We start from the raw sequence: 21,437 nt of genomic DNA, 5'->3' as shown, positions 1-21,437 counted from the left end.
CTTATGAGGGAGGTTTACATGGACGACAGCGACCAGGGCAAACCGCCCACTTTCTGGCAGATGTTGCACAGCATCCTGGCCGCTGCCTTCGGCGTGCAGAGTGGCAAAAACCGCGCTCGCGACTTCACCCACGGCAAGGCCAGCCACTTCATCGCCCTAGGCACGATCTGCACCCTGTTGTTCATCCTCGCCCTGATTGGCCTGGTGCAACTGGCCATGCACCTCACCGCCCGCTGAAAAGCAATCCGCCCGCAGAAGTCCCTTCTGCGGGCGGCTCAGGTTTCAATCACGGTCTTGGAAAGCGTTACTGATGGCTGACCCAATACACCGCAGCCACGACAACCAGGATGATCAGGCAAAGGATGGCCCAGGCATCGACGCTGCTGTCAGGCTTGCCCGCTTTGGTTGAGTTTCCCATTGCATCGCCTCTTGTAGTGGTTTTATGGGAATGCACGTCACCCTGAGCAGTTAAGCCCAGCAATGCCCTTCTCTCAAGCAGGGTTTTTCAATATTCGACAGGCGCTTCGAAGAAAGGGTAGCGATAGCCGGCGGCCCGACCTTCGGCACTGAAGCGCTGGAAGGCAACGCCGAAGTCGCTCTTTGCGTGCAATTTCAGCCAACGCCGCGCCTTGTGCTCATCGATCAGTTGCAGCACCGGCAAGGTATGGCGTTCCAACCCATCCTGGTCGATAGGTAGCCCCAGGGCATGGTCGTGCAGAAGCACCATCGCCCAGCCACCCAGGGAGAAGTGCCCACCCATGAGCACGCTCAGGCGCCCGTCGATGCGCGCGCGCAAGGCTTCGGGAGAGCTGTTGACGGCGCTGAACAGCACGTCACGACCCGGTACGCGCCCGGCCGCCTCAAAAGCTTGCATGGCACCGAAGGCCATTTCATCGTTGGCCGACCAGACCAACTGCGTGCCAGGGTAGCGCTCCAGCAGCAACTGGGCCTGTTCGAATGCGCGTTGCCGGCTCCAGCCGCCATACACCATCTGCCGTAGGCGTACCTGCGGATGCTCGGCCAAAGCGCGGCGCATGCCCTGCTCACGCAATTGCGAGGCCGGGGTGGTCTTGATCCCGGCAAAGGCCAGCAGATCGACCGGCTCGTCAGTGCTGGGCAACTGCGCCAACAGAGCCTTGAGCATCTGGTAGCCCGCCTGTTCATCGTTGCTCGTCAGGGTGCCGAGCACCGGCGGATACTTGCCGGGTTGCTCGCGGACACTGCGCGCCTGGGCCTCGGTCAGGCCGTTGTTGACCAGGAACAACTGCACACCACTACCCCGAGACAGGCGGATGATCTCCGGGGCGATGTACTTTTCATTGACCAGCACCAGGTAGTCCGGCCGCTCGCGCCCCCGCAGAACATCCCGTGCCTGGCTCAGGGCCAGCTCCGGCTGACGCTCGCTGTACTGGATGCGCAACTCCATGCCCAGGTCCTCGGCGGCAGCCTGCATGAACCGTGAATAGGCGACCCAGAAGGTCTCGTCGGAATAACCCGGGTTGAGAAACACCACGGAAGCGGCCTGTGCGCTCGCCGCCAGTAGCAGGCTCAAGCAAAGGCTCTGGCACAAGGCCTTGAGCATGCGGTTATATCCCTGCGGAGCAAATGCCGGATTATAAACGGCAAGTTCCCCTCGCCGGACAAATGCCAGTCAGTCTCACTTAGTCCGATTGGTTCTTTTCATATGCAAAAACATCACTTTAGCGCATAAACACAACCTGATATCGTTCCACGGCTCCGCTACGGAGTGCGCGGCCGTGCGCGCGATTAGCTGCATGCAGCCTGAGACAGGACCCTTATGTACGTATACGACGAGTACGATCAGCGGATCATCGAGGACCGCGTCAAGCAGTTCCGGGATCAGACCCGCCGCTACCTGGCCGGTGAGCTGAGCGAAGAAGAATTCCGCCCTCTGCGCCTGCAGAATGGCCTCTATATCCAACGTTTTGCCCCGATGCTGCGGGTTGCCGTGCCTTATGGGCAACTGAGCGCACGCCAGGTCCGCATGCTGGCGAAGATCGCTCGCGATTATGACAAGGGCTACGCCCACATCAGTACTCGGCAGAACGTGCAGTACAACTGGCCGGCGCTGGAAGACGTGCCGGAGATCCTCGCCGAGCTGGCCACCGTGCAGATGCACGCCATCCAGACCAGCGGCAACTGCCTGCGCAACGTCACCACCGACCAGTTCGCCGGCGTCGCCGCCGATGAAGTGATCGACCCGCGCCCATGGTGCGAGATCGTCCGCCAGTGGACCACCTTCCACCCCGAGTTCGCCTACCTGCCGCGCAAGTTCAAGATTGCCGTCAACGGCTCGAAGGACGACCGCGCCGCCATCGAAGTGCACGATATCGGCCTGGAGCCCGTGCACAACGAGGCTGGCGAGCTGGGCTTCCGCGTCCTGGTCGGTGGCGGCCTGGGCCGTACCCCGGTGGTCGGCGCCTTCATCAACGAATTCCTGCCGTGGCAAGACCTGCTCAGCTACCTGGACGCCATCCTGCGCGTGTACAACCGTTACGGTCGCCGTGACAACAAGTACAAGGCGCGGATCAAGATCCTGGTCAAGGCGCTGACGCCGGAAGTCTTCGCCGAGAAGGTCGAGGCCGAGATGGTCCACCTGCGCGGCGGCAGCAGCACCCTGACCGAGGCCGAAGTGCAGCGCGTGGCGCGTCACTTCGTCGACCCCGAGTACCAGGCACTGGACAACGTCGACTACAGCGCACTGGACCAGGAACACCCGGGCTTCGCCCGCTGGCGCTCGCGCAACGTGCGTGCGCACAAGCGTCCAGGCTATGTGGCCGTGACTCTGTCGCTCAAGCCCACCGGCGTCGCCCCAGGCGACCTGACCGACAAGCAGCTGGATGCCGTCGCCGACTTGGCCGACCGCTACAGCTTCGGCTTCCTGCGCACCTCCCACGAGCAAAACATCATCCTCGCCGACGTCGAGCAGCGCCAACTGCACGCCCTCTGGCTGGAACTGCGCGAACTGGGCTTCGCCACGCCGAACATCGGCCTGCTGACCGACATCATCTGCTGCCCGGGCGGCGACTTCTGCTCCCTGGCCAACGCCAAGTCGATCCCGATCGCCGAATCCATCCAGCGCCGTTTCGACGACCTGGACTACCTGTTCGACATCGGCGAACTGGACCTGAACATCTCCGGCTGCATGAACGCTTGCGGCCACCACCACGTCGGCCACATTGGCATCCTCGGCGTGGACAAGAAGGGCGAGGAGTTCTACCAGGTGTCCCTCGGTGGCAATGCCGCCCGTGACGCCAGCCTGGGCAAGATCCTGGGCCCGTCCTTCGCCCAGGACGAAATGGCCGATGTGATCGAGAAGCTGATCAACGTCTACGTTGAAAAACGTACCGAAGACGAGCGCTTCATCGACACTTACCAGCGTATTGGCATCGACCCTTTCAAGGAACGCGTCTATGCAGCGAATCATTAAGAACAACCAGATCGTCGACGAAACCTGGCACCTGCTGCCCAAGGACACCACCCTGGACCAGTTAAGCAACTGCGACGACTACATCGTCCCGTTGCAGCTATGGCGTGAACACGCCCATGCCCTCAAGGCCCGCGACGGCGGCCTGGGCGTGTGGCTGGACAGCGACGAGGAAGCCGAGGAAATCGGCGAGGACGTCGAGCACTTCCAGGTCATCGCCCTGAACTTCCCCGCTTTCACCGACGGGCGCAACTACTCCAATGCGCGCCTGCTGCGTGACCGCTACAAGTACACCGGCGAACTGCGCGCCATTGGCGACGTCCTGCGCGACCAGCTGTTCTACATGGCCCGCTGCGGCTTCGACGCCTTCGCCGTCCGGCCCGACAAGGATCCGGAAGACGCGCTGCAAGGGCTCAAGGACTTCTCGGTGACCTACCAGGCCGCCACCGACGAGCCGCTGCCGCTGTTCCGCCGCCGCTGACCGTCGCCTCCCCTACCGGCCCGCCACTTGGCGGGTCGGTTCGTTTTGCCCCACCGCCCCCTATTTCTCGAAGCGCCCTGTGTTGTCACGGTCTCGCGGATACCGCCTTGTGATCGGAAACGCCGGCAACCAGGCCTCGCGGCGCACAGTCCAGCTTTCGTAGGTGGGTATCAGCTGGTCAGGGGTGTCCAGGGAGCCCAGGTTCACTTCGATTTCGTCTGCGGTGCGCGAAAAAACCGACGAGCCGCAGCACGGGCAGAAAAACCGACCGGCGTAGTTACGTGTTTCGCCATCGATAGCCACCGCATCCTGAGGAAAGATGGCGGAGGCGTGAAACAGCGCCCCATGATGCTTGCGGCAGTCGAGACAATGGCAAATGCCGACCCGGTATGGGAGCCCCGACGCCACAATCCGCACCTTGCCGCAAAGGCAACCACCCGTGAACCGGCTCATGCTGCACCTCCTCCAGGATCAAACGCTCATCGATGGTTGAGAAAATAGCAGCCATAAGCGTCGGCTTCGGCAATTGAGACAGACAGCGACCCTGGAGCTGCGGTTCGGCGCCCCGGCTTGTCCGTGATGGGCCGGTACCAGGCAGTGCATCACTAGCCCCGACCATAGAATCCCCTGTTCGCGCTAATACCCCGTCATTTCAAGGTAGCCACGGCCCTTCACACTCCCATGCAAACTCACTGGCCCTTCCCAATATGGGAAGCTGGTGTGCATCCAGGCCTTGAGTTCCAACGCGTCAACCTGCACATCCACACCGTGCGCCGGCACCTGCACGCGCCAGCGGGTCGGTACGTCCTGGCCGTGTTCCTGCTTTGTCCAGGCCAACGTCTGGAGCTGGATCTGCTCGCCTTGCAGCGCCTGCGCCTGCCCTTGCGCATTGATCCATGTACCCGCGCGATAAGGCACGCCTTGGGTCTCGCGCACCTGAAACAGCATCAGCTTCGCGCCGCTGTCCAGATGCAGGGAAAACCAGTCCCATCCCGATTGCCCGGCCGCCAAGGGCTGGCTGCTCCATTCGCGGTCGAGCCAGGCCTGGCCCGTGACCGCAACGCGCTGCCCCTCGCGCTCGACCTCACCGCTGACCCGGTAAAAGGGTTGGCTGTAATAGTAAGAAGCTTGCCCTTTGCCGGACTTTTCGCTGTAGCCCCGCGCGCCATGAAGCACCAGCGGTCGATCGCTGATCAGGTTCAAGTCATAGCGAAAGCCCTTGCCGCTGGCGGTCATACGCAACTGCGCGATGCTGTCGCTGCCCTGCAGCGACCAGTCATTGATCCAGGCACGGAACGGCTGAGCCTCGACGCCTGCCTGGCCGATGCCACCCCGCGCCAGGGTTTCGCTGGATTGATGGCTACCCGGCCCGGTCAATGCCGCATGGCCCATCCACAGGTTCGGGCTGTTCCAGCCCGCTGTTTCCGGGCCGGGGCGCAAGGCCGAACGGAACAAGGTCCACTGCGCGCCCCATTCACGCCCCTGGGCGTCCTGGAGATTGGCCGTGACATACCACCACTCGATGCGAAAACCATCATGGGCACCATGATCGCGGGGAAAGCCCATTACATGATTGGGCGTCACCTGCTTGAATGCGCCAGCGTCCTGAGCCAGCCCTGCAAAGCCCTTGGGGGCTGGCGCAGGCTGATCGCAACCGCCGAGCAGCAGCATGGAAATCAACAGCCAGGCTTCAGGCTTCATCGGCAAATTGCCTCAACAACTCACTCGGCTGGCACCGCGCCAGTTGCCACAGCGGCCAGGCGCTGGCCAGCATACTGGTCAACAGCCCAAGCAAGGCCAACTGCAGCAGTTGCCCCGGGAATAGGTACAACGGTAGGCGCCAGCCAAATGCCTGTACATTGACCACGGCCACCAGACACCAGGCAAGCAGCAAACCCAGGGGTATCGCCAGCAACACGGTGAAGCTGCTCAGCATCAAGGTCTGGCCGAGCGACAACCAGACCAGTTGCCGACGCCCCACGCCCAGCGTCCAGAGTGGCGCCAACTGGCCGAGGCGGCTCTGGCCCAAGGTCAGCAGGCTGATGAACAACGCCACGCCAGCAACGCCGAGCGTCAGGCTATTGAGGGCGGCGGTGGCGGCAAAGGTGCGGCTGAAGACCTCGGTCGACCAGCGTTTCAAGCTGGCTTGCTCGACCACACGGCTGTCGTCCAGCGCAAAGCGTTGTTGCACTGCGGCCTTGAGTGCCTGGACACGCTCAGGCACCAGGCTCAGGCTCAGACTGGCCAAGCTCGCCTGCGGCCAGTGCCTGCGTAGCCAGTCGGCGTTGACCAGCAGGTGCCCCTTGGGGTTGCCATAGTCGGCGTACACGCCCACCACGGTCATGCTTTGGTCTGATTCGGCAGGCAACCGCAGGCTGTCGCCCAAGCGCAGGCCCAAGCGCCGGGCCAACTGCTCACTGAGCATGATCGCGCGACCGCTCGCCAGTCGCTCCCAGGCCTGCGGGCCTTGCTCCAGCAAAGGCCAGCGCGTGCGGTAGCTGGGATGATCGATGATGCCTTGGACTTGCACCGGCCACTGCTGCAGGCTCAGCTCCAGGCGCCAACTTGGCAGCAGCGTGGTGATTGCCGGCTGCTGCGCGAGCCAATCGCTGATCTGCAAAGCCTGCTCGGTATCCCGGGGGGTGATGTAGAGATCGGCAGCCAGACGCTGGTCAAGCCAACTGACGAACGTTTTACGAAACCCCTCGGTCATGCTGCCCACGCCGACACTCGCGGCCAGGGCGAGCAGCAAAGCCATCAGCGCCAGGCTCAATGCAGGCAATTGTTGGCGACTGTCGGCGACGAACCACTGCGTCAATGGCCGACGGCACAGACGCGTCAACCAGGCCAGCCCAGCATCGAGCAAAGCAGGCAACAGCAGTGCGCAGGCCAGCAGCAGCGCCGCGAGCAAGATCAATGCACTGAGCAGGCTGCTGCCGAACTGCCAGCAGGCAAGCGCTACCAGCGCCAAAAGCCCTGCCGCGAACGCCTGGCGCCTCAACCAGGATCCTTGTGCCAGCCGCCAGGCCTGGGGTTGCGCCAGGGCCAGCAACGGCAGGCGGGCCGCGCGTAGCACGCTGCCCACGCCCGCCAGCAGGGCACCGAACACACTCACCAGCACCCCGGCCAACCACCACCAGGCCGGCAGACTCAACTGCCCCGCGACCTGGGCACCATACAAGCCACGCAAGCTGGCGGCGAAATCGGGCAGTAGCAAGCCGGCCAATACGTAGCCACTGGCGACCCCAGCCAAACCGCCCAGCACTGCGAACACGCCCAGCTCCAGCGCCAGGCCGGTCAATACGGTTTTCAAGCTGATGCCACAGGCACGCAGGGTGCGGATCAGACCACGCCGCTGCTCGAGCGCCAGGCCGATGGCGGCATGCGCGATGAATAGCCCGACGACGAAGGCCAGCAGGCCGAGCGCCGTGAGGTTGAGATGGAAGCTGTCGGTCAGGCGCTGCAGGCCGCCGTCGTCGCTAGGCGGTTGCAGCCTGAGACGGCTGGCAATCTCAGCGGGCAACGGTGCCACGTTATCCGCCAGCAACAAGCGCGACAGCTCCCCAGGGGCTTGCAGCAGCGCCTGGGCATGACCGATATCCACGACGATGACGCCCGGGGCCAATTGCGGTTTGAGGACGAAGGGTGGCAAGACCCGACCGTCACCGCTGACGGCTTGATCCGTGGCCTTGAGGCCCAGTTGCCGCAATGTGTCCGGGCCAACCCAGGCTTGCCCTGGCGCACCGAGGAAAGCCTCCAGATCGAAGTCCTGCGCCTGGGTGCCGGCGATGGCCGTTGTCGGCGGCAGGCTCAGCGGTTCGATGCCGATCAGCCGCACAGTCAGCGGCGTCTCCCCGGCAAGACGCAAACGCCCCTCCAGCACGGGGCTTACCGACCAGCCAAGCTGACGCAGTTGCAGGTAGAGCGACTGCTCGAAGCGCTCTGCGTCCCGTGCCACCCACTGCGCTTGCAGCGGCCCCGCCAACACTGCGCTGGCCCGAGCGTAGTCGCTGCGCGCCTGGCTGTTCAACGCCTGCACGCCGGTCCACAACGCCGTGGCCAGCCACAATCCGGTAAAAATGCTGAAAAACTGCAAGCGATGGCGCTGCCAGTGGCTCAACAGCGCCTGCAAGGTGATCAGCAAGGGGCTCATCAGGCCTTCTCGACCTGCACACGACCAGCATGCAGAAAACAGCGCCGCTCCAGTCGCGCCGCCAAACGGTGGCTGTGGGTCACTATCAGCACGCTGCTGCCGGCCTCGCCGACGAGCTGCAGCATCAGCCCCAGCACTTCATCGCTGCTGGCCTCGTCCAGGCTGCCAGTGGGTTCATCGGCCAGCACCAGAGCAGGCCGCCCTGCCAGCGCCCGGCCGATGGCGACCCGCTGCTGCTGGCCCCCGGACAGTTGCTCCGGGTAACGCTGCAACAAGGCCGCCAACCCCAGGCGCTCGGCCAGATAATCCGCCCATTGCGCATCATGCCGACCGGCCAGCCTTGCCTGAAACGCCAGGTTGGCCGCGACATCCAAGCTGCTGATCAGGTTGTACTGCTGGAATACCAGCCCGATACCCTCCCGACGCCAACGCGCCAGAGCAGGCTCCGAACGGCCGTCGAGAGGCTCGCCGTCGATCAGGATGCGCCCACCGTCAGCACGATCTAGGCCCGCGACCAGGTGCAGCAAAGTACTTTTGCCGCTGCCCGACTCTCCCATCAGCGCCAGGCTGCTGCCCCGCGCCAGGTACAAGTCAACGCCCTGTAACACCGGCAGGGTGCCTTGGGCGGTAATGAACGACTTGCGTAACTGTTCGACGACCAGCATCACTGGCTATCCCATCCAGGCCTCATTCGGGCATCCCAAAGGCTGGCAGGCTGCCCCATGGCGTGCCCACAGCCGTGCGCTCTGAGGTTCGAGGGTGAAGCGCCGTCGGCTTGAACGAGCCGGGTTATGGTGGCGTTGCGGGTTTTCGCGGCGATGGTCCAGTGAATGATAACGAGCATCTGCCACCTTTCAGCAGGGGTCGGCAACTGTCCAGCACGCGCCTATTCACTCGCCATGCCTGAAACGAATGCATCACCCAATAGGAATAGCAGCGTTCTCGGACTTTGCACGCTTGTAGCAGATGAACCAAGGCGACTGGCTGGGCCGCTAAAAACCCAAAAAGCACCATAATGCTAGGTGGGGCTGCTACGCAGCCCCAAACCATACGACAGACGTCTTAAGTGAACAGCATTACACCAGAGGTGCTTTTGGTCAGGCCGTCAACTGGACAAAGCCGCCACATTGGCCCGTGCCCTGTGCAGTTTCTTGTAGCTGTCGATCAGCCGCAGGTGCCTGTCGAGCCCCTCCAGCTTCATGCTGGTAGGTGTCAGGCCGAAGAAGCGCACGCTGCCGTCCACTGAGCCCATCACCGCATCCATCCGTGGGTTGCCGAACATCCGGCGGAAGTTGACCTCGTAATCGTCCAACTCCAGGTCGTCGTCCAGCAGCACCTCCAGCACCACATTCAAGGCCTGATAAAACAAGCCGCGCTCGACCGTGTTGTCGTTGAACTGGAGGAAGGTTTCTACCAATTCCTTCGCCTCTTCGAACTGCTGCAAAGCGAGATAAATCAGCAGTTTCAGCTCTAGAATCGTTAACTGGCCCCAGGCCGTATTGTCATCGAATTCGATACCGATCAACGTGGTTATGTCGGTGTAATCATCCAACTCACTGTCTTCCAAACGCTCGACCAGCGCTTCCAGGGCAGCATCGTCCAAGCGGTGCAAGTTCAAGATATCGGCGCGGAACAGCAGCGCTTTGTTGGTGTTATCCCAGACCAGGTCATCCACTGGATAAATTTCCGAGTAACCCGGCACCAGAATACGGCAGGCCGTTGCACCTAAATGCTCGTACACCGCCATGTACACTTCCTTGCCCATGTCTTCGAGAATGCCGAACAAGGTCGCGGCTTCTTCGGCATTGGAGTCTTCGCCCTCACCAGAGAAATCCCACTCAACAAAATCGAAGTCCGCCTTGGCACTGAAGAAACGCCACGACACTACACCGCTGGAGTCGATAAAGTGCTCAACAAAGTTATTCGGCTCCGTCACCGCATTACTTTCAAAGGTGGGCTGAGGCAGATCGTTCAGGCCTTCGAAACTGCGGCCCTGCAACAACTCCGTAAGGCTGCGCTCCAGCGCCACCTCGAAGCTTGGGTGCGCCCCGAACGAGGCAAACACACCGCCGGTACGCGGGTTCATCAAGGTCACGCACATCACCGGGAATTCCCCGCCCAGCGATGCATCCTTCACCAGCACCGGAAAGCCCTGCTCTTCCAACCCCTGGATACCGGCCAGAATGGCGGGGTACTTCGCCAACACTTCCTGTGGCACATCAGGCAGGGCGATTTCACCCTCCAGGATTTCGCGCTTCACCGCACGCTCGAAAATTTCCGACAGGCATTGCACCTGCGCTTCGGCCAGCGTATTACCGGCGCTCATGCCATTGCTCAGGTACAGGTTTTCGATCAGGTTGGACGGGAAATACACCACCTCGCCGTCCGACTGGCGCACATACGGCAGCGAACAGATGCCACGCTGCACATTGCCGGAGTTGGTGTCGTACAGGTGCGAGCCAAGCAACTCACCATCGGGGTTGTAGACCTGCAGGCAATACTCGTCGAGAATTTCAGCCGGCAGCGCATCTTTAGGGCCAGGCTTGAACCAGCGCTCATTCGGGTAATGCACAAACTCGGCGTTGGCGATCTCCTCTCCCCAGAACTGGTCGTTATAGAAGAAATTACAATTCAGCCGCTCGATGAACTCGCCCAACGCCGACGCCAACGCGCCTTCTTTGGTCGCGCCCTTGCCATTGGTGAAGCACATCGGCGAGTGCGCATCGCGGATATGCAGCGACCACACATTGGGCACGATATTGCGCCACGAGGCGATTTCAATCTTCATGCCCAGGTCCGCCAGGATCCCCGACATGTTGGCGATGGTTTGCTCCAGCGGCAGGTCCTTACCCGCAATATAGGTGCTCGCGTCTGAGTCCGGATTCAGCATGAGCAGCGCCTGGGCATTGGCGTCCAGGTTTTCCACCTCTTCAATCACAAACTCGGGCCCGGTTTGCACCACCTTTTTCACGGTACACCGGTCGATGGAACGCAAAATGCCCTGGCGGTCTTTGGCAGAGATATCCGCTGGTAACTCGACCTGGATCTTGAAGATCTGGTTGTAGCGGTTTTCCGGGTCAACAATATTGTTCTGCGACAGGCGAATATTATCGGTGGGGATATTGCGAGTTTCGCAGTATAACTTTACGAAGTACGCCGCACACAACGCCGACGAAGCCAGAAAATAATCGAATGGACCCGGTGCCGAGCCATCGCCCTTATAGCGGATCGGTTGATCGGCCACCACCGTGAAATCATCGAATTTGGCTTCAAGCCGAAGGTTGTCGAGAAAGTTGACCTTGATTTCCATGCGGGAATACCATAATAACTAGCAAAACAAATTGGTCGCCATTATCCGTTTTTTTCTGCTGGAAGTCTTGCGCTTTCAGCCCGGGTCGCTGCCCCATCGCGGCACAAGCCTGTCCCACCGGCCCTGAGGGGGCGACCTTGTGCCTCGATGGGCTGTCCAGCAGCCACGGTGCGGGCACCCGGCCTTAAGGACTGCATTACTCTCATAGAACGAGCATTACACTTTGCTCTTGGGGCCGGCCACCACATGAAGTTCGGCGAATACGTTCTGTTTAAGTTACCCCCTGGTGACTCACGGCAACACAGGGGGCAACCAGATTCCCAGAATACAGCATTAGTTCACAGCAACTTCCTGCTCAACTGCCTGGGGTTTTATTTTGAACCAGATCGCATACAAGGCTGGAAGGAACACAAGCGTCAGAACAGTACCGCCTAACGTTCCACCGATCAGCGTGTAGGCGAGCGTCCCCCAGAATACCGATTGAGTCAGAGGAATAAACGCAAGCACTGCAGCCAACGCCGTCAGCAAGACCGGGCGTGCCCGCTGGATCGCTGCCTCGACTACGGCATTGTACGGCGACAACCCCTCCTGCTCATTTGTATGGATCTGGCCAATCAGAATCAGTGTGTTACGCATCAAAATCCCCGCCAAACCGATTAGACCGATCAAGGCGTTGAAACCAAACGGTTGCTGGAATACGAGTAACGTTGGAACAACGCCAACCAACCCAAGCGGCGCTGTCGCCAACACCATGGCCATTGCCGATATTGAGCGCACCTGGAAGATGATTACGATCATGGTCAAGATCGCCATGATGGGGAACCAAGGTGCAAGTGCCGCATCCGCCTTGCCTGCTTCCTCGATGGCTCCTGCCATTTCGATGCGATAGCCAGAAGGCAAATGTGCGACCGTCAGTTGCAGATCCTTCCACAGCGCAACCGAAACATCCGGTGGCTGCAAGCCCTGCGCGATATCCCCACGCACCGTGATCGTCGGCTCACGGTCACGCCGGCGCAAGATAGGATCTTCCGGACGTATCTCGATATCCGCTACTTGCGACAGCGCTACTCGCCGACCATCCTTCGCGATCAAGCTGAAATCGCCGATCCTTCCAGGATCGAGCCGCGTATCACCCGCGGAGCGGGCCACTACCTCTACTTTGCGAATATCCTCACGAACTTGAGTGACCGACACACCTTTCAGGAGAAACTGCAACTGCTCACTGGCATCCGCCGAGGTCAAACCGAAAGCCTGCAGACGATCCTGGTCCAGCGCCAGGTGCACCGTCGGTACACGCTCCATCCAATCCGTATTGACCGTTCGCATATTCGGGTTGGCTTGCATCACCGAACGGACCTCCTCGGAGATGCGCCTCACTTTATCCAGGTCGGGGCCCATTACGCGGAATGCAACCGGATAGGGCGAGTAAGGGCCAAATACCAGTTGAGTCACACGAACCCGGGCCTGCGGCGCCAAACCATTGCTGACGGCTTCTCGAAGATTGAGTTTTAGCTCGTCACGTTCGCGCTCACTGCCTGTCAGTACGACGATCTTGGCAAATGAAGGATCCGGCAACTCCGGGGCCATCGCGAGGTAAAAGCGCGGCGCTCCCTGGCCAATGTAGGCTGTGACGATTTGGCTCTGCGGCTGTGTCGCAAGCCACTTTTCGACTTCTTCGGAAGCTGCGCTTGTCTGTTCGATGGAGGAACCTTGAGGCATCTGTATTTCCACCAGGACCTCAGGCCGGTCAGACGACGGAAAAAATTGCTTTTTGACAACCCCCATCCCCAGCACCGCGACAACGAAGCTGGCCACCACGACAGTCGCAACGACCCACTTGCGTTTAATGACCAGAGCGAGCAGCCCTCGAAAGCGGTTGTAGTTTTTCGTGTTGTAGATTGCCTCATGCCCGCCCTGCACTTTCTGGATATCAGGCAGCATTTTCACCCCAAGGTAGGGTGTGAAAATAACGGCGACCAGCCATGAGGCGATAAGTGCGAATGCGACAATCCAAAAAATGTTGCCCGCATACTCTCCTGCCGTGCTCATTGCGAAGCCAACAGGCAGAAAACCAATGACCGTGACCAACGTCCCCGACAACATCGGAGCAGCGGTATGGCTCCAGGCATAAGCCGAGGCTCGGATACGGTCGTACCCCTCCTCCATTCTCACGACCATCGTTTCAATCGCGATGATCGCATCGTCTACCAGCAAGCCGAGCGCCAGGATCAGAGAGCCTAGCGTGATGCGGTCAAAATCCCGGCCTGTGGCCAACATGATGACGAAAACCGCCGACAAGGTAAGCGGAACCGCAGCCGCTACCACCAGGCCGACTCGCCATCCCAGGCTGAGCAAGCACACGACCATCACGACGGCCAACGCCACAAAGAACTTCAGCATGAACTCACCGACAGCCTCGTCGATGTTCACCGATTGATCCGTTACCTTGGTGAACGTCATGCCCAGCGGTAGCGTAGCGCTGATTGCGGAGCGTTCTTTATCCAACGCCTTGCCAAGGTCCAAGCCGTTCCACCCTTCACGCATCATGACCCCGAGGAGCAGGGCCTGCTCCCCATTGTTCCTGACAAAGAATGATGATGGGTCTTCATACCCTCGCTTGACCTCGGCGACATCAGCGAGCTTCAGCGTTCGGCCATTGGCCTGAACGGGAGTGTCCCTGACCTTCTCCAGATCGTTCAACGCACCGTCGAGACGCACCTGTACCTGGGGGCCATGGGTTTCAATCGACCCCGCCGGAGTCACGGCATTTTGCTGGTGCAGGGCATTGAAAATATCGTTCGGGGAAATGCCGAGCGTAGCCAACCTGTCATAGGAAAGGTCTACATAGATCCGTTCAGGCTGCTCGCCAATGATATTCACCTTTTTCACACCGGGCACATGCAGCAACTGTTGACGCAAAACCTCAGCCTGCCTCGCCATTACACGTTGCGGTTCTCCGTTGGCCTTCAAGGCGAACAAGGCAAAGGTGACATCGGAGTATTCATCGTTGACCAGTGTCTGGGATACGCCCGCGGGACGGCTCTGCTCTTGATCGTAGATTTTTTTCCGCGCTTGATAGAACTCCTTCTGCACCTCGCCCGGCGGCGTGCTGTCACGCAGAACCAGTGTGGTAAAGGCCAACCCTGGACGGGTGAAGGTTTCAGTCCGGTCGTACCAACGCAGCTCCTGCATTCGCTTCTCGAGCGGCTCGGCGACCAGTTCTTGCATTTCCTGGGCAGTGGCGCCGGGCCAAGCCGTCACCATCGTCATTTGTTTTACGGTGAACGCTGGATCCTCGGCTCGGCCCAGTTTTAAAAATGCGAGCGTGCCAGAGGCAAAAATCGCGATCAGCAGGAACAACGTAATGGCACGCTCTCTGACGGCCAACTCGGAAAGGTTAAAGCCCTTCATTGCGCTTTCCCTTCCATAGGACGGACCTCTTGCCCTTCGTGGAGCTGATGCGCCCCCAGCGCGACAAGCCTCTCTCCTGGACTGACGCCACCGCTTACCACGGCGTCCTCATCGTCAATACGCGCGATCTTGACCGACCTGTAATGCACCTTGTTGTCACTGGAGACGATCCATACGCCAGGCCCTTGGCCACGATCGTAAACGCCTGCAAGGGGGACTTTCCGCTCAGTGGCGGCACCATTAGCAGCGATGCTGATAACGACGGTAGAACCCAGCGGGATGTTCCCAGGCGCACCCTCCAGCACATACCTTGCTCGATAGGTTCTGGTGACGCGATCAGCGGAGCCAGACAGTTCGCGCAATCGAACGGTGAAAACTTGATCCTGCTTGGCATATAGGCGCGCAGTCGCTTGGCTGCCTATGGCTGGCCTAAGTGTCTCGGGGAGATCGACCAAGGCTTCCCGGGCGCCATCCTGCGCAAGCACAACGACTGGCTGGCCAGCGGCGACGACCTGCCCGCTATCCGCGAATCGTTCAACGACGATGCCATCAGCGTCTGCACGCAGGTCGGCATAGCGATAGGCATTCTTTGCCAGGCCTAACTTGGCTTTCTCCGCTTCCCAGCGAGCTTGAGCAGACCTCCGCGCTTCCTGCGCTTCATCAAATGTCTTCGCGGATATCGCGCCGATATCCACCAAGCCCTGCATGCGCTCAAGGTCTGCGTTGGCTTTCAGCAAAACGGCATGAGCGGCATCCACGGCGGCCTGCTGATTCTGGACATCCAGGTCGAAATCACTCAGGTCCAGACGCATCAAGGGCTGACCGCGCTTTACGTGCTGGCCGACGTCTACAAACCGCTCCGAGATTTTACCGGCAACACGGAATCCGATTGAGCTCTCGACACGTGCGGCAACCACCCCAGTAAATCGCCGCTCCCAATGCGCAGGGTCGGTATTCACCACCGCGGTGCTTACCAAGGGCGGGCGATCTACTCTGGGGTCTGCAGCACTGTGATCACCACAGGCTGAAAGCGATACGCACAAAGCGACAGTTGTCAGGGTAAAGCACAGGCGGTCATAGGTTGACATGGAGGCCTCCTCAGATCAGGGAGGCATTTTTGTTTACAGGTTATGAATATGTCAACTTGAATACTTTTAAGGGGCAAGGCTTCGCAGAATCATGCTCGTCACCGCAGCCATTCCCTCCTCCAGCTCGGCCAAGCTTCGACGCACCATTGCCGAGGCATGGGTGTAGGGAATGAGGGCCTCCTGAATGCCCAGCACGACCTCATCCAAAGGCGTTTTGCGCTCGAATTCGCCAGCTGCGCGGCCGTCCTCCACGATTGAGCGGATCATCTCGGCCAGTGCGTCGTAATGGCCTGCTGTGGTGCACCAGCGCTCTTCTCCAGCAACCACCACCAGTTCGAACAGCTTGTTCTCGTTGATGAAAAGGGCATGGCTCAGGACCAGCGCCTGCCGCGTGAAAGCCCTGATCTTGCGGGTCGCCGAGGTCTCATTGGCAATGAATTTACGCAGGTCGTTATCCATTTCCCCCAGCACCATCGCCACGATCGCCTCTCCTATCGCCTGCTTGGACTCGAAGAACCGATAGATATAGGCAGTGGTGATGCCGATCGCCTTGGACAGGTCTGCGACGGTCGTCTTGCGGTAACCAAACTGGCGGAAGTGCTCATTGGCTACGCGGAGAATCTCGAGCCTGCGGTCATGCTCCGCAGGGCCTCGCTGCCCGGAGGACGGGAGCTCGATATCGCCTGGACTCAACTGCTGGTTCATAGGATCAAGGCTCCATTGACAAAAAGGTTACGATTTACAAATACTGTAAACAGAAAGTGATTCCCGAGGAAATCGTATTGAATCAGCACCTGGTTAGAGGCGCGTACAGTTTACTCGCGCTCGCGGTCGTAGCGGGGTTGACCGGCTGCATGGTTGGCCCTACCTATCAGAGGCCCGCGGTAGAAGCTGGGGGTCAGTTTAAAGGAGGACAAGCCCTGAGCCAGCGCTCGGCAGTACAAGCATCGGTCGCTCTTGAGCGCTGGTGGGAGGGTTTCAATGATCCGCTCCTGAATCACTTGGTCGATACGGCGCTGCATCAAAACCTGAGCCTGGAACAAGCGATGGCCCGTAGCGCTCAGTCTGCAGTTGTTGCTCAGAGCGCGCGCGCTCAACTGTTCCCATCCGGTCAAGCGACGGCGGATGCAATGCGAGCCAGGCAATCACTCGAAGACCCGCTGGTCGCCACGCAAAATGCCGTGCTGCCCGGGTTTGATCGTACCGGAAGCCTCTACGGAGCCGGCATATCGAGCTCATGGGAAATCGACCTGTCCGGTGGCCTTCGGCGAAGCGCACACGCCGCGCTGGCCGAATACCAAGCTGCGCAGGCCGATGTGGCAGCGGCACGGATACAGGTGGCTGCGAGCGTCGTCGATAACTACCTGCTGGTCAGGCTATTGCAGTCGCGCCTGAAGCTCGCTGAAGAACAGGTGTCGACACAGACCGATATCGAGCGACTGGTCGAGGTTTTGAAATCCCGCGGACTCGCTCCAGATCAAGAGCTGCAGCAGACAAAGTCCGAGCGTGCCGTCATCCAGGCCTCAGTCCCGGCGCTGCAAGCACGCTTAACGGCTGCCCGGAACAGTCTTGACGTGCTGCTCGGAAGACAGCCTGGAGCCGCCGCCCCTGAACTGGATAGCGTGCAGCCAATTCCCTCCGCCCCATCGATCGAGGCCGCCGGCGGCACCGCAGCGCTACTGCGTCGGCGGCCAGACCTCATCGTTGCTGAGCGCCGCCTCGCGGCATCCAATGAGCGCATCGGTCAAGCACTCGCCGAGTACTACCCCAAGGTATCGCTATCAGCATTGCTCGGAACGGTCACCCCACACAGTGGCAATCTCTTTGACGGCGATGCCAACCAAGCCGTCGCCGCCTTGGGCCTACGCTGGCGGTTGTTTGACTTTGGCCGGGTAGATGCCCAGGTCAAGGCGGCCAAAGGCGCTTACTCCGAGCGACTAGCAAACTACCGACACAGCGTCCTGCAGGCGACTGCCGAAGTTGAAGACTCAATCGCCTTCCTGCTGGGCGGTGAGTCCAGAGCCAAACGCCTGCTGGAGGGAGAGAACGCCAGGGTGAGCGCGCGTGATGCCGTCCTGGCCAGCTACAAAAAGGGCAACAGCAGCCATATCGAACTCCTGGAAACGCAATCAAGGCTTCAGCGAATCCAGGCAGAACGACTGGACGCAACTTATGCGTCGTCTTCTTCAGCTGTCGCCCTCTACAAAGCACTCGGTGGCGGGTGGAACGAGCAGCCTGTTCCTGGAGACGGCGCTTGAGCCAATAAGCGGCAAGCAAGCTGTCGGCGCCGATTGAGAGGCGCCGGCCTAACGAGCGAAGGTATGACTATGAGCGCAAAACACGCAGTCCGTATCGTGGTGACGGGGGCGGGCATTGTAAGCCCCTTGGGATGTGGTATCGAAGCAGTCTGGTCTCGCCTGCTGGCGGGGAAGTCAGGCATTCGGACGTTGCCTGCCGAGCTAACCGAAGGCACCGGCGTCACTGTAGGGGGATACGTCCCGACTCTGGAGGAAGACAATCAAGCCGGTTACGACCCGGAGCGAAGCATCGCCGCCAAGGAACGCAAGAAGATGGATCGCTTCATCGAGTTTGCACTCGTGGCCGCACAGCAAGCCCTGGCACAAGCGGACTGGCAGCCGACACAAGAAGAACAGCGGCAGCGGACAGCCACCGTTATTGCGTCTGGCGTAGGAGGATTCGGCGCTATCGCAGACGCGGTGCGCATCACCGACCAACGCGGAGCACGCCGGCTTTCACCGTTCACCGCACCTTCGTTTCTCGCCAATATGGCGGCCGGGCATATTTCTATACGGCACGGTTTCAAGGGACCGCTCGGCGCCCCGGTGACCGCCTGTGCAGCCGGGGCGCAAGCCATCGGCGACGCCGCGCGGCTAATCCGCTGCGCAGAAGCGGACATCGCAATATGCGGTGGGACCGAGGCAGCGATTCACCCCGTGACACTCGGGAGCTTCGCAGCGGCACGCGCACTATCGACAGGCTTCAACGACCGTCCCCAGGCAGCGTCACGTCCGTTTGATCGGGACCGGGACGGATTCGTCATGGCCGAGGGCGCCGGCCTACTGGTGATCGAGTCGCTGGAGCATGCACTGGCTCGGGGTGCCCGGCCGTTGGCGGAGTTGGTTGGCTATGGCACGAGTGCCGATGCCTATCACCTAACCGCCGGCCCGGAAGATGGCGGAGGCCCCCGGCGTGCTATGGAGCAGGCGCTGCGGCAGGCCGGCATTAAGCCAAGCCAGGTGCAGCACATCAACGCACATGCCACCTCCACCCAGGTTGGAGACCGTGGTGAGCTCGCCGCTATTCGGTCGCTCTTCGGAAGCGGATCGAACGTGGCCATTGCAGCGACAAAATCCAGCACCGGTCACTTACTGGGAGCCGCTGGCGGACTCGAGGCCATCTTCAGCGTCCTGGCGCTGCGTGATCAAATTGTTCCGCCCACGCTCAACCTCCTCAACCCCGACGAAATGGCCGACGGACTCGATCTTGTGGCCCTGACCGCGCGGCAAATGCCGATCGAGTACGCGCTGTCGAACGGGTTTGGATTTGGTGGCGTAAATGCCAGCCTGCTGTTTCGCCGCTGGGAGCCTTCTCAATGAACCAAACTGTGAACGTCGCTACGCGATTCTGGTGACCGCACAGGTTCAGCCTGGAGTCGTGGAGACCGGTTGGGCGACTCGTATCAACCACGCCTCCACGACCGAAACCGCCTCCGGCACAGGGCGTTGAACGGGTTTGAGCAGGTGATACGACATACCCTTGAGCGCCGGCTCGGCCACGATCCGCAACAGCCCCATTCGCAACTCCTCCTCGACCAGCAGCACACTCAGCAGGGCCACGCCCTGCCCTGCGACAGCCGCCTGGATGGCGTGGCTTTCCTCTGAATAGCGGATGCCGTCGGACAGTTTGATGGGCTGACGGCCGCTCGCGTGCACCCAGGCCTCCCAGGTCAGGTCCACGGGCTGTGGGCGATGCCAGTCGAAATGGATCAGCGGCCATTGCGACGCATCCTTGCCGACTGTCGCCAGGAGCAGCGGGCTGGCGACAGGTGCAAAGCGATCCTCCAACAACAAGGTGGCGGTAACGCCCTGGTAATGCCCATGGCCGTAGCGGATCGCCAAATCCGCCATGCCGGCGTTCAGATCGACAGGTGCGTTGGAAGCATGCACGTGCAGATCGATATCGGGGTGTGCGGCCTGAAATGCGGCCAGCTTCGGCACCAGCCATTTGCTGGCGAAGGCTGGCGTTGCCGACAGCGTCACCGACGCCCGGCGAGGACGACGCACCTGCTCGATAGCCCCTGCAATGGTCTGGAAACCGCTGCTGACCGCCGTGAGTAGGATCTGACCGTCCGCTGTCAACTCGACCGCGCGCACCTTGCGCAGAAACAAGGGGCGTTCGAGGTACTCCTCCAGCACACGGATGCGGTGGCTGATCGCTGTCGCCGTGACAGCCAGTTCCTCTGCGGCCATCTTGAAGCTACGCAAGCGCGCCGCCGCTTCAAAGGCACGCAAAGCGCTTAGGGAAGGGAGTCGAATCGCCATGGATAGATGACTTCATATCAGCTATTGATTGACCAATCATCGTTTGTACACGACATATTTTCCAGCGAAGCTCCTTACCAATGATTCATATTCATCTGTAAGGAGCCATTCGACCATGACCACACTCTTGCACATCGACGCCAGCGCCCGCTCTGGCGGTTCCGACACCACCCCTCACGGATCGCACACTCGCCGGCTGACGGAGCGCTTCGTCCGGCAATGGACAGCACGTCATCCCGAGACGAACGTGGTCTACCGTGACGTCGGCGTGGAACCTCCACCGCCTGTCACCGGCCGCTGGATACATGCCGCGTTCACCCCCGAACAATCACGCGAGGACTGGATGCGTGAAGAACTGCGCATCAGCGATGCGCTGGTCGACGAGCTGCTGCAGGCCGACCTGATCGTTGCCGGCGTGCCGATGTACAACTTCGGACCACCCGCACAGTTCAAGGCCTACATCGATAACATCGTGCGCGTGGGCCGCACCTTCGGCTTCGACCGAAGCCGGCACGGCGAGCCCTATTGGCCACTGCTGGCGGATGCCGGCAAGCGCCTGGTGATCCTCTCCTCACGGGGTGACTACGGATACCAGCCCGACGGACGCCTGGCCGACCGCAACCACGTAGAAGCCTCGGTCAGCACGGCATTCGCCTATATCGGCGTGACCGATGTGCACAGTGCGTTCATCGAGTACGACGAGTTCGCCGATCAGCGACTGGCCGACTCGATCAGGCAGGCAGAAGTGGCCGTGGATGGGCTGGTGTCGAAGCTCGAAGGCGGTTTTGCTTCACCTGCGCGTCAAGCTGGATGAGCCAAGAACGCTAAATCGCCAATACCAGTCGCCGGGTCTTCGAGCGAGAGCAACATGGAGTGAGTTGGGCGTTCAACGCCCGACATGGACATGCGGGTGGTCACCGACGATACGTGGGAGCCACGCTTCGAGGAAAGCGACACGGCTCACCTGACCACCGCCGTGCCGGC

16 protein-coding genes are annotated in these 21,437 nt (G+C 60.7%); 6 read left to right on the top strand and 10 right to left on the bottom strand.

All coding sequences use genetic code 11. The annotated features are described in order from the left end of the window. Window positions 1-18: 18 nt before the first annotated feature. Entirely contained in the window at window positions 19-237 is a 219-nt protein-coding gene (locus tag ACYU03_RS09690) for a DUF2970 domain-containing protein (RefSeq protein WP_461890140.1), read from the top strand. 268 nt (window positions 238-505) lie between these two features. Here the strand turns inward: ACYU03_RS09690 and ACYU03_RS09685 are convergent, their stop codons facing one another. After that, complete coding sequence (locus tag ACYU03_RS09685) at window positions 506-1,582, bottom strand: ABC transporter substrate-binding protein (protein ID WP_461890138.1); 1,077 nt, start codon at window positions 1,580-1,582, stop codon at window positions 506-508. Between the two features lie 216 nt (window positions 1,583-1,798). Between ACYU03_RS09685 and ACYU03_RS09680 the strand changes: the two genes are divergently transcribed. Together ACYU03_RS09680 and ACYU03_RS09675 are read left to right on the top strand one after the other, a co-directional pair. Next, complete coding sequence (locus ACYU03_RS09680) at window positions 1,799-3,451, top strand: nitrite/sulfite reductase (RefSeq protein ID WP_461890136.1); 1,653 nt, start codon at window positions 1,799-1,801, stop codon at window positions 3,449-3,451. Beyond that, complete coding sequence (locus ACYU03_RS09675) at window positions 3,435-3,929, top strand: DUF934 domain-containing protein (protein ID WP_461890134.1); 495 nt, start codon at window positions 3,435-3,437, stop codon at window positions 3,927-3,929. The genes ACYU03_RS09680 and ACYU03_RS09675 overlap by 17 nt, the downstream gene beginning before the upstream one ends. Before the next feature lie 60 nt (window positions 3,930-3,989). On the opposite strand, the gene ACYU03_RS09670 is transcribed toward ACYU03_RS09675, so the two are convergent. The 8 genes from ACYU03_RS09670 to ACYU03_RS09635 form a co-directional block, all read right to left on the bottom strand. Then, a complete protein-coding gene (locus ACYU03_RS09670; RefSeq protein WP_461890132.1) occupies window positions 3,990-4,382 on the bottom strand; it encodes a GFA family protein in 393 nt (130 codons plus the stop codon). A 183-nt stretch (window positions 4,383-4,565) separates the two neighbouring features. Then, window positions 4,566-5,630: a lipocalin-like domain-containing protein gene (locus ACYU03_RS09665; protein WP_461890130.1), complete on the bottom strand. Its 1,065-nt coding sequence runs from the start codon at window positions 5,628-5,630 to the stop codon at window positions 4,566-4,568. Continuing rightward, complete coding sequence (locus ACYU03_RS09660; protein WP_461890128.1) at window positions 5,620-8,082, bottom strand: FtsX-like permease family protein; 2,463 nt, start codon at window positions 8,080-8,082, stop codon at window positions 5,620-5,622. Before ACYU03_RS09660 ends, ACYU03_RS09665 begins: the two co-directional genes overlap by 11 nt. Then, window positions 8,082-8,747 (bottom strand): ABC transporter ATP-binding protein, encoded by a 666-nt coding sequence (locus ACYU03_RS09655; protein ID WP_461890126.1) that lies wholly within the window; start codon window positions 8,745-8,747, stop codon window positions 8,082-8,084. The genes ACYU03_RS09660 and ACYU03_RS09655 overlap by 1 nt, the downstream gene beginning before the upstream one ends. Before the next feature lie 440 nt (window positions 8,748-9,187). After that, window positions 9,188-11,392 (bottom strand): OsmC domain/YcaO domain-containing protein, encoded by a 2,205-nt coding sequence (locus ACYU03_RS09650; protein ID WP_461890124.1) that lies wholly within the window; start codon window positions 11,390-11,392, stop codon window positions 9,188-9,190. A 333-nt stretch (window positions 11,393-11,725) separates the two neighbouring features. Continuing rightward, entirely contained in the window at window positions 11,726-14,803 is a 3,078-nt protein-coding gene (locus tag ACYU03_RS09645; protein WP_461890122.1) for an efflux RND transporter permease subunit, read from the bottom strand. Next, window positions 14,800-15,891, bottom strand: a complete 1,092-nt coding sequence (locus ACYU03_RS09640; RefSeq protein ID WP_461890120.1) for an efflux RND transporter periplasmic adaptor subunit — start codon at window positions 15,889-15,891, stop codon at window positions 14,800-14,802. Before ACYU03_RS09640 ends, ACYU03_RS09645 begins: the two co-directional genes overlap by 4 nt. A gap of 66 nt (window positions 15,892-15,957) precedes the next feature. Beyond that, the gene (locus tag ACYU03_RS09635) at window positions 15,958-16,596 is read right to left on the bottom strand and encodes a TetR/AcrR family transcriptional regulator (RefSeq protein WP_461890117.1); all 639 of its coding nucleotides are present in this window, start codon (window positions 16,594-16,596) and stop codon (window positions 15,958-15,960) included. Between the two features lie 77 nt (window positions 16,597-16,673). Between ACYU03_RS09635 and ACYU03_RS09630 the strand changes: the two genes are divergently transcribed. Together ACYU03_RS09630 and fabF are read left to right on the top strand one after the other, a co-directional pair. Continuing rightward, window positions 16,674-18,149: an efflux transporter outer membrane subunit gene (locus ACYU03_RS09630; RefSeq protein ID WP_461890115.1), complete on the top strand. Its 1,476-nt coding sequence runs from the start codon at window positions 16,674-16,676 to the stop codon at window positions 18,147-18,149. Window positions 18,150-18,218: 69 nt separating this feature from the next. Next, a complete protein-coding gene (gene fabF / locus ACYU03_RS09625; RefSeq protein ID WP_461890113.1) occupies window positions 18,219-19,508 on the top strand; it encodes a beta-ketoacyl-ACP synthase II in 1,290 nt (429 codons plus the stop codon). A 45-nt stretch (window positions 19,509-19,553) separates the two neighbouring features. On the opposite strand, the gene ACYU03_RS09620 is transcribed toward fabF, so the two are convergent. Continuing rightward, a complete protein-coding gene (locus tag ACYU03_RS09620; RefSeq protein WP_461890111.1) occupies window positions 19,554-20,453 on the bottom strand; it encodes a LysR substrate-binding domain-containing protein in 900 nt (299 codons plus the stop codon). Between the two features lie 115 nt (window positions 20,454-20,568). Here ACYU03_RS09620 and ACYU03_RS09615 point away from each other — a divergent pair, with 115 nt between their 5' ends. Continuing rightward, on the top strand, window positions 20,569-21,267 hold the full coding sequence (locus tag ACYU03_RS09615; RefSeq protein WP_461890109.1) for an FMN-dependent NADH-azoreductase: 699 nt from the start codon (window positions 20,569-20,571) through the stop codon (window positions 21,265-21,267). The last annotated feature ends 170 nt before the right edge of the window (window positions 21,268-21,437 follow it).

The organism is Pseudomonas sp. X10, from assembly GCF_054889225.1.
The sequence above is the reverse complement of the archived record's forward strand: the minus strand, read 5'-3'. Positions and strand labels throughout refer to the sequence as shown.

Coding starts and splice junctions, on each gene's coding strand:
- ACYU03_RS09690 (WP_461890140.1), top strand. CDS start 19: ATGGACGACAGCGACCAGGGCAAACCGCCCACTTTCTGGCAGATGTTG.
- ACYU03_RS09685 (WP_461890138.1), bottom strand. CDS start 1,582: ATGCTCAAGGCCTTGTGCCAGAGCCTTTGCTTGAGCCTGCTACTGGCG.
- ACYU03_RS09680 (WP_461890136.1), top strand. CDS start 1,799: ATGTACGTATACGACGAGTACGATCAGCGGATCATCGAGGACCGCGTC.
- ACYU03_RS09675 (WP_461890134.1), top strand. CDS start 3,435: ATGCAGCGAATCATTAAGAACAACCAGATCGTCGACGAAACCTGGCAC.
- ACYU03_RS09670 (WP_461890132.1), bottom strand. CDS start 4,382: ATGAGCCGGTTCACGGGTGGTTGCCTTTGCGGCAAGGTGCGGATTGTG.
- ACYU03_RS09665 (WP_461890130.1), bottom strand. CDS start 5,630: ATGAAGCCTGAAGCCTGGCTGTTGATTTCCATGCTGCTGCTCGGCGGT.
- ACYU03_RS09660 (WP_461890128.1), bottom strand. CDS start 8,082: ATGAGCCCCTTGCTGATCACCTTGCAGGCGCTGTTGAGCCACTGGCAG.
- ACYU03_RS09655 (WP_461890126.1), bottom strand. CDS start 8,747: ATGCTGGTCGTCGAACAGTTACGCAAGTCGTTCATTACCGCCCAAGGC.
- ACYU03_RS09650 (WP_461890124.1), bottom strand. CDS start 11,392: ATGGAAATCAAGGTCAACTTTCTCGACAACCTTCGGCTTGAAGCCAAA.
- ACYU03_RS09645 (WP_461890122.1), bottom strand. CDS start 14,803: ATGAAGGGCTTTAACCTTTCCGAGTTGGCCGTCAGAGAGCGTGCCATT.
- ACYU03_RS09640 (WP_461890120.1), bottom strand. CDS start 15,891: ATGTCAACCTATGACCGCCTGTGCTTTACCCTGACAACTGTCGCTTTG.
- ACYU03_RS09635 (WP_461890117.1), bottom strand. CDS start 16,596: ATGAACCAGCAGTTGAGTCCAGGCGATATCGAGCTCCCGTCCTCCGGG.
- fabF (WP_461890113.1), top strand. CDS start 18,219: ATGAGCGCAAAACACGCAGTCCGTATCGTGGTGACGGGGGCGGGCATT.
- ACYU03_RS09620 (WP_461890111.1), bottom strand. CDS start 20,453: ATGGCGATTCGACTCCCTTCCCTAAGCGCTTTGCGTGCCTTTGAAGCG.
- ACYU03_RS09615 (WP_461890109.1), top strand. CDS start 20,569: ATGACCACACTCTTGCACATCGACGCCAGCGCCCGCTCTGGCGGTTCC.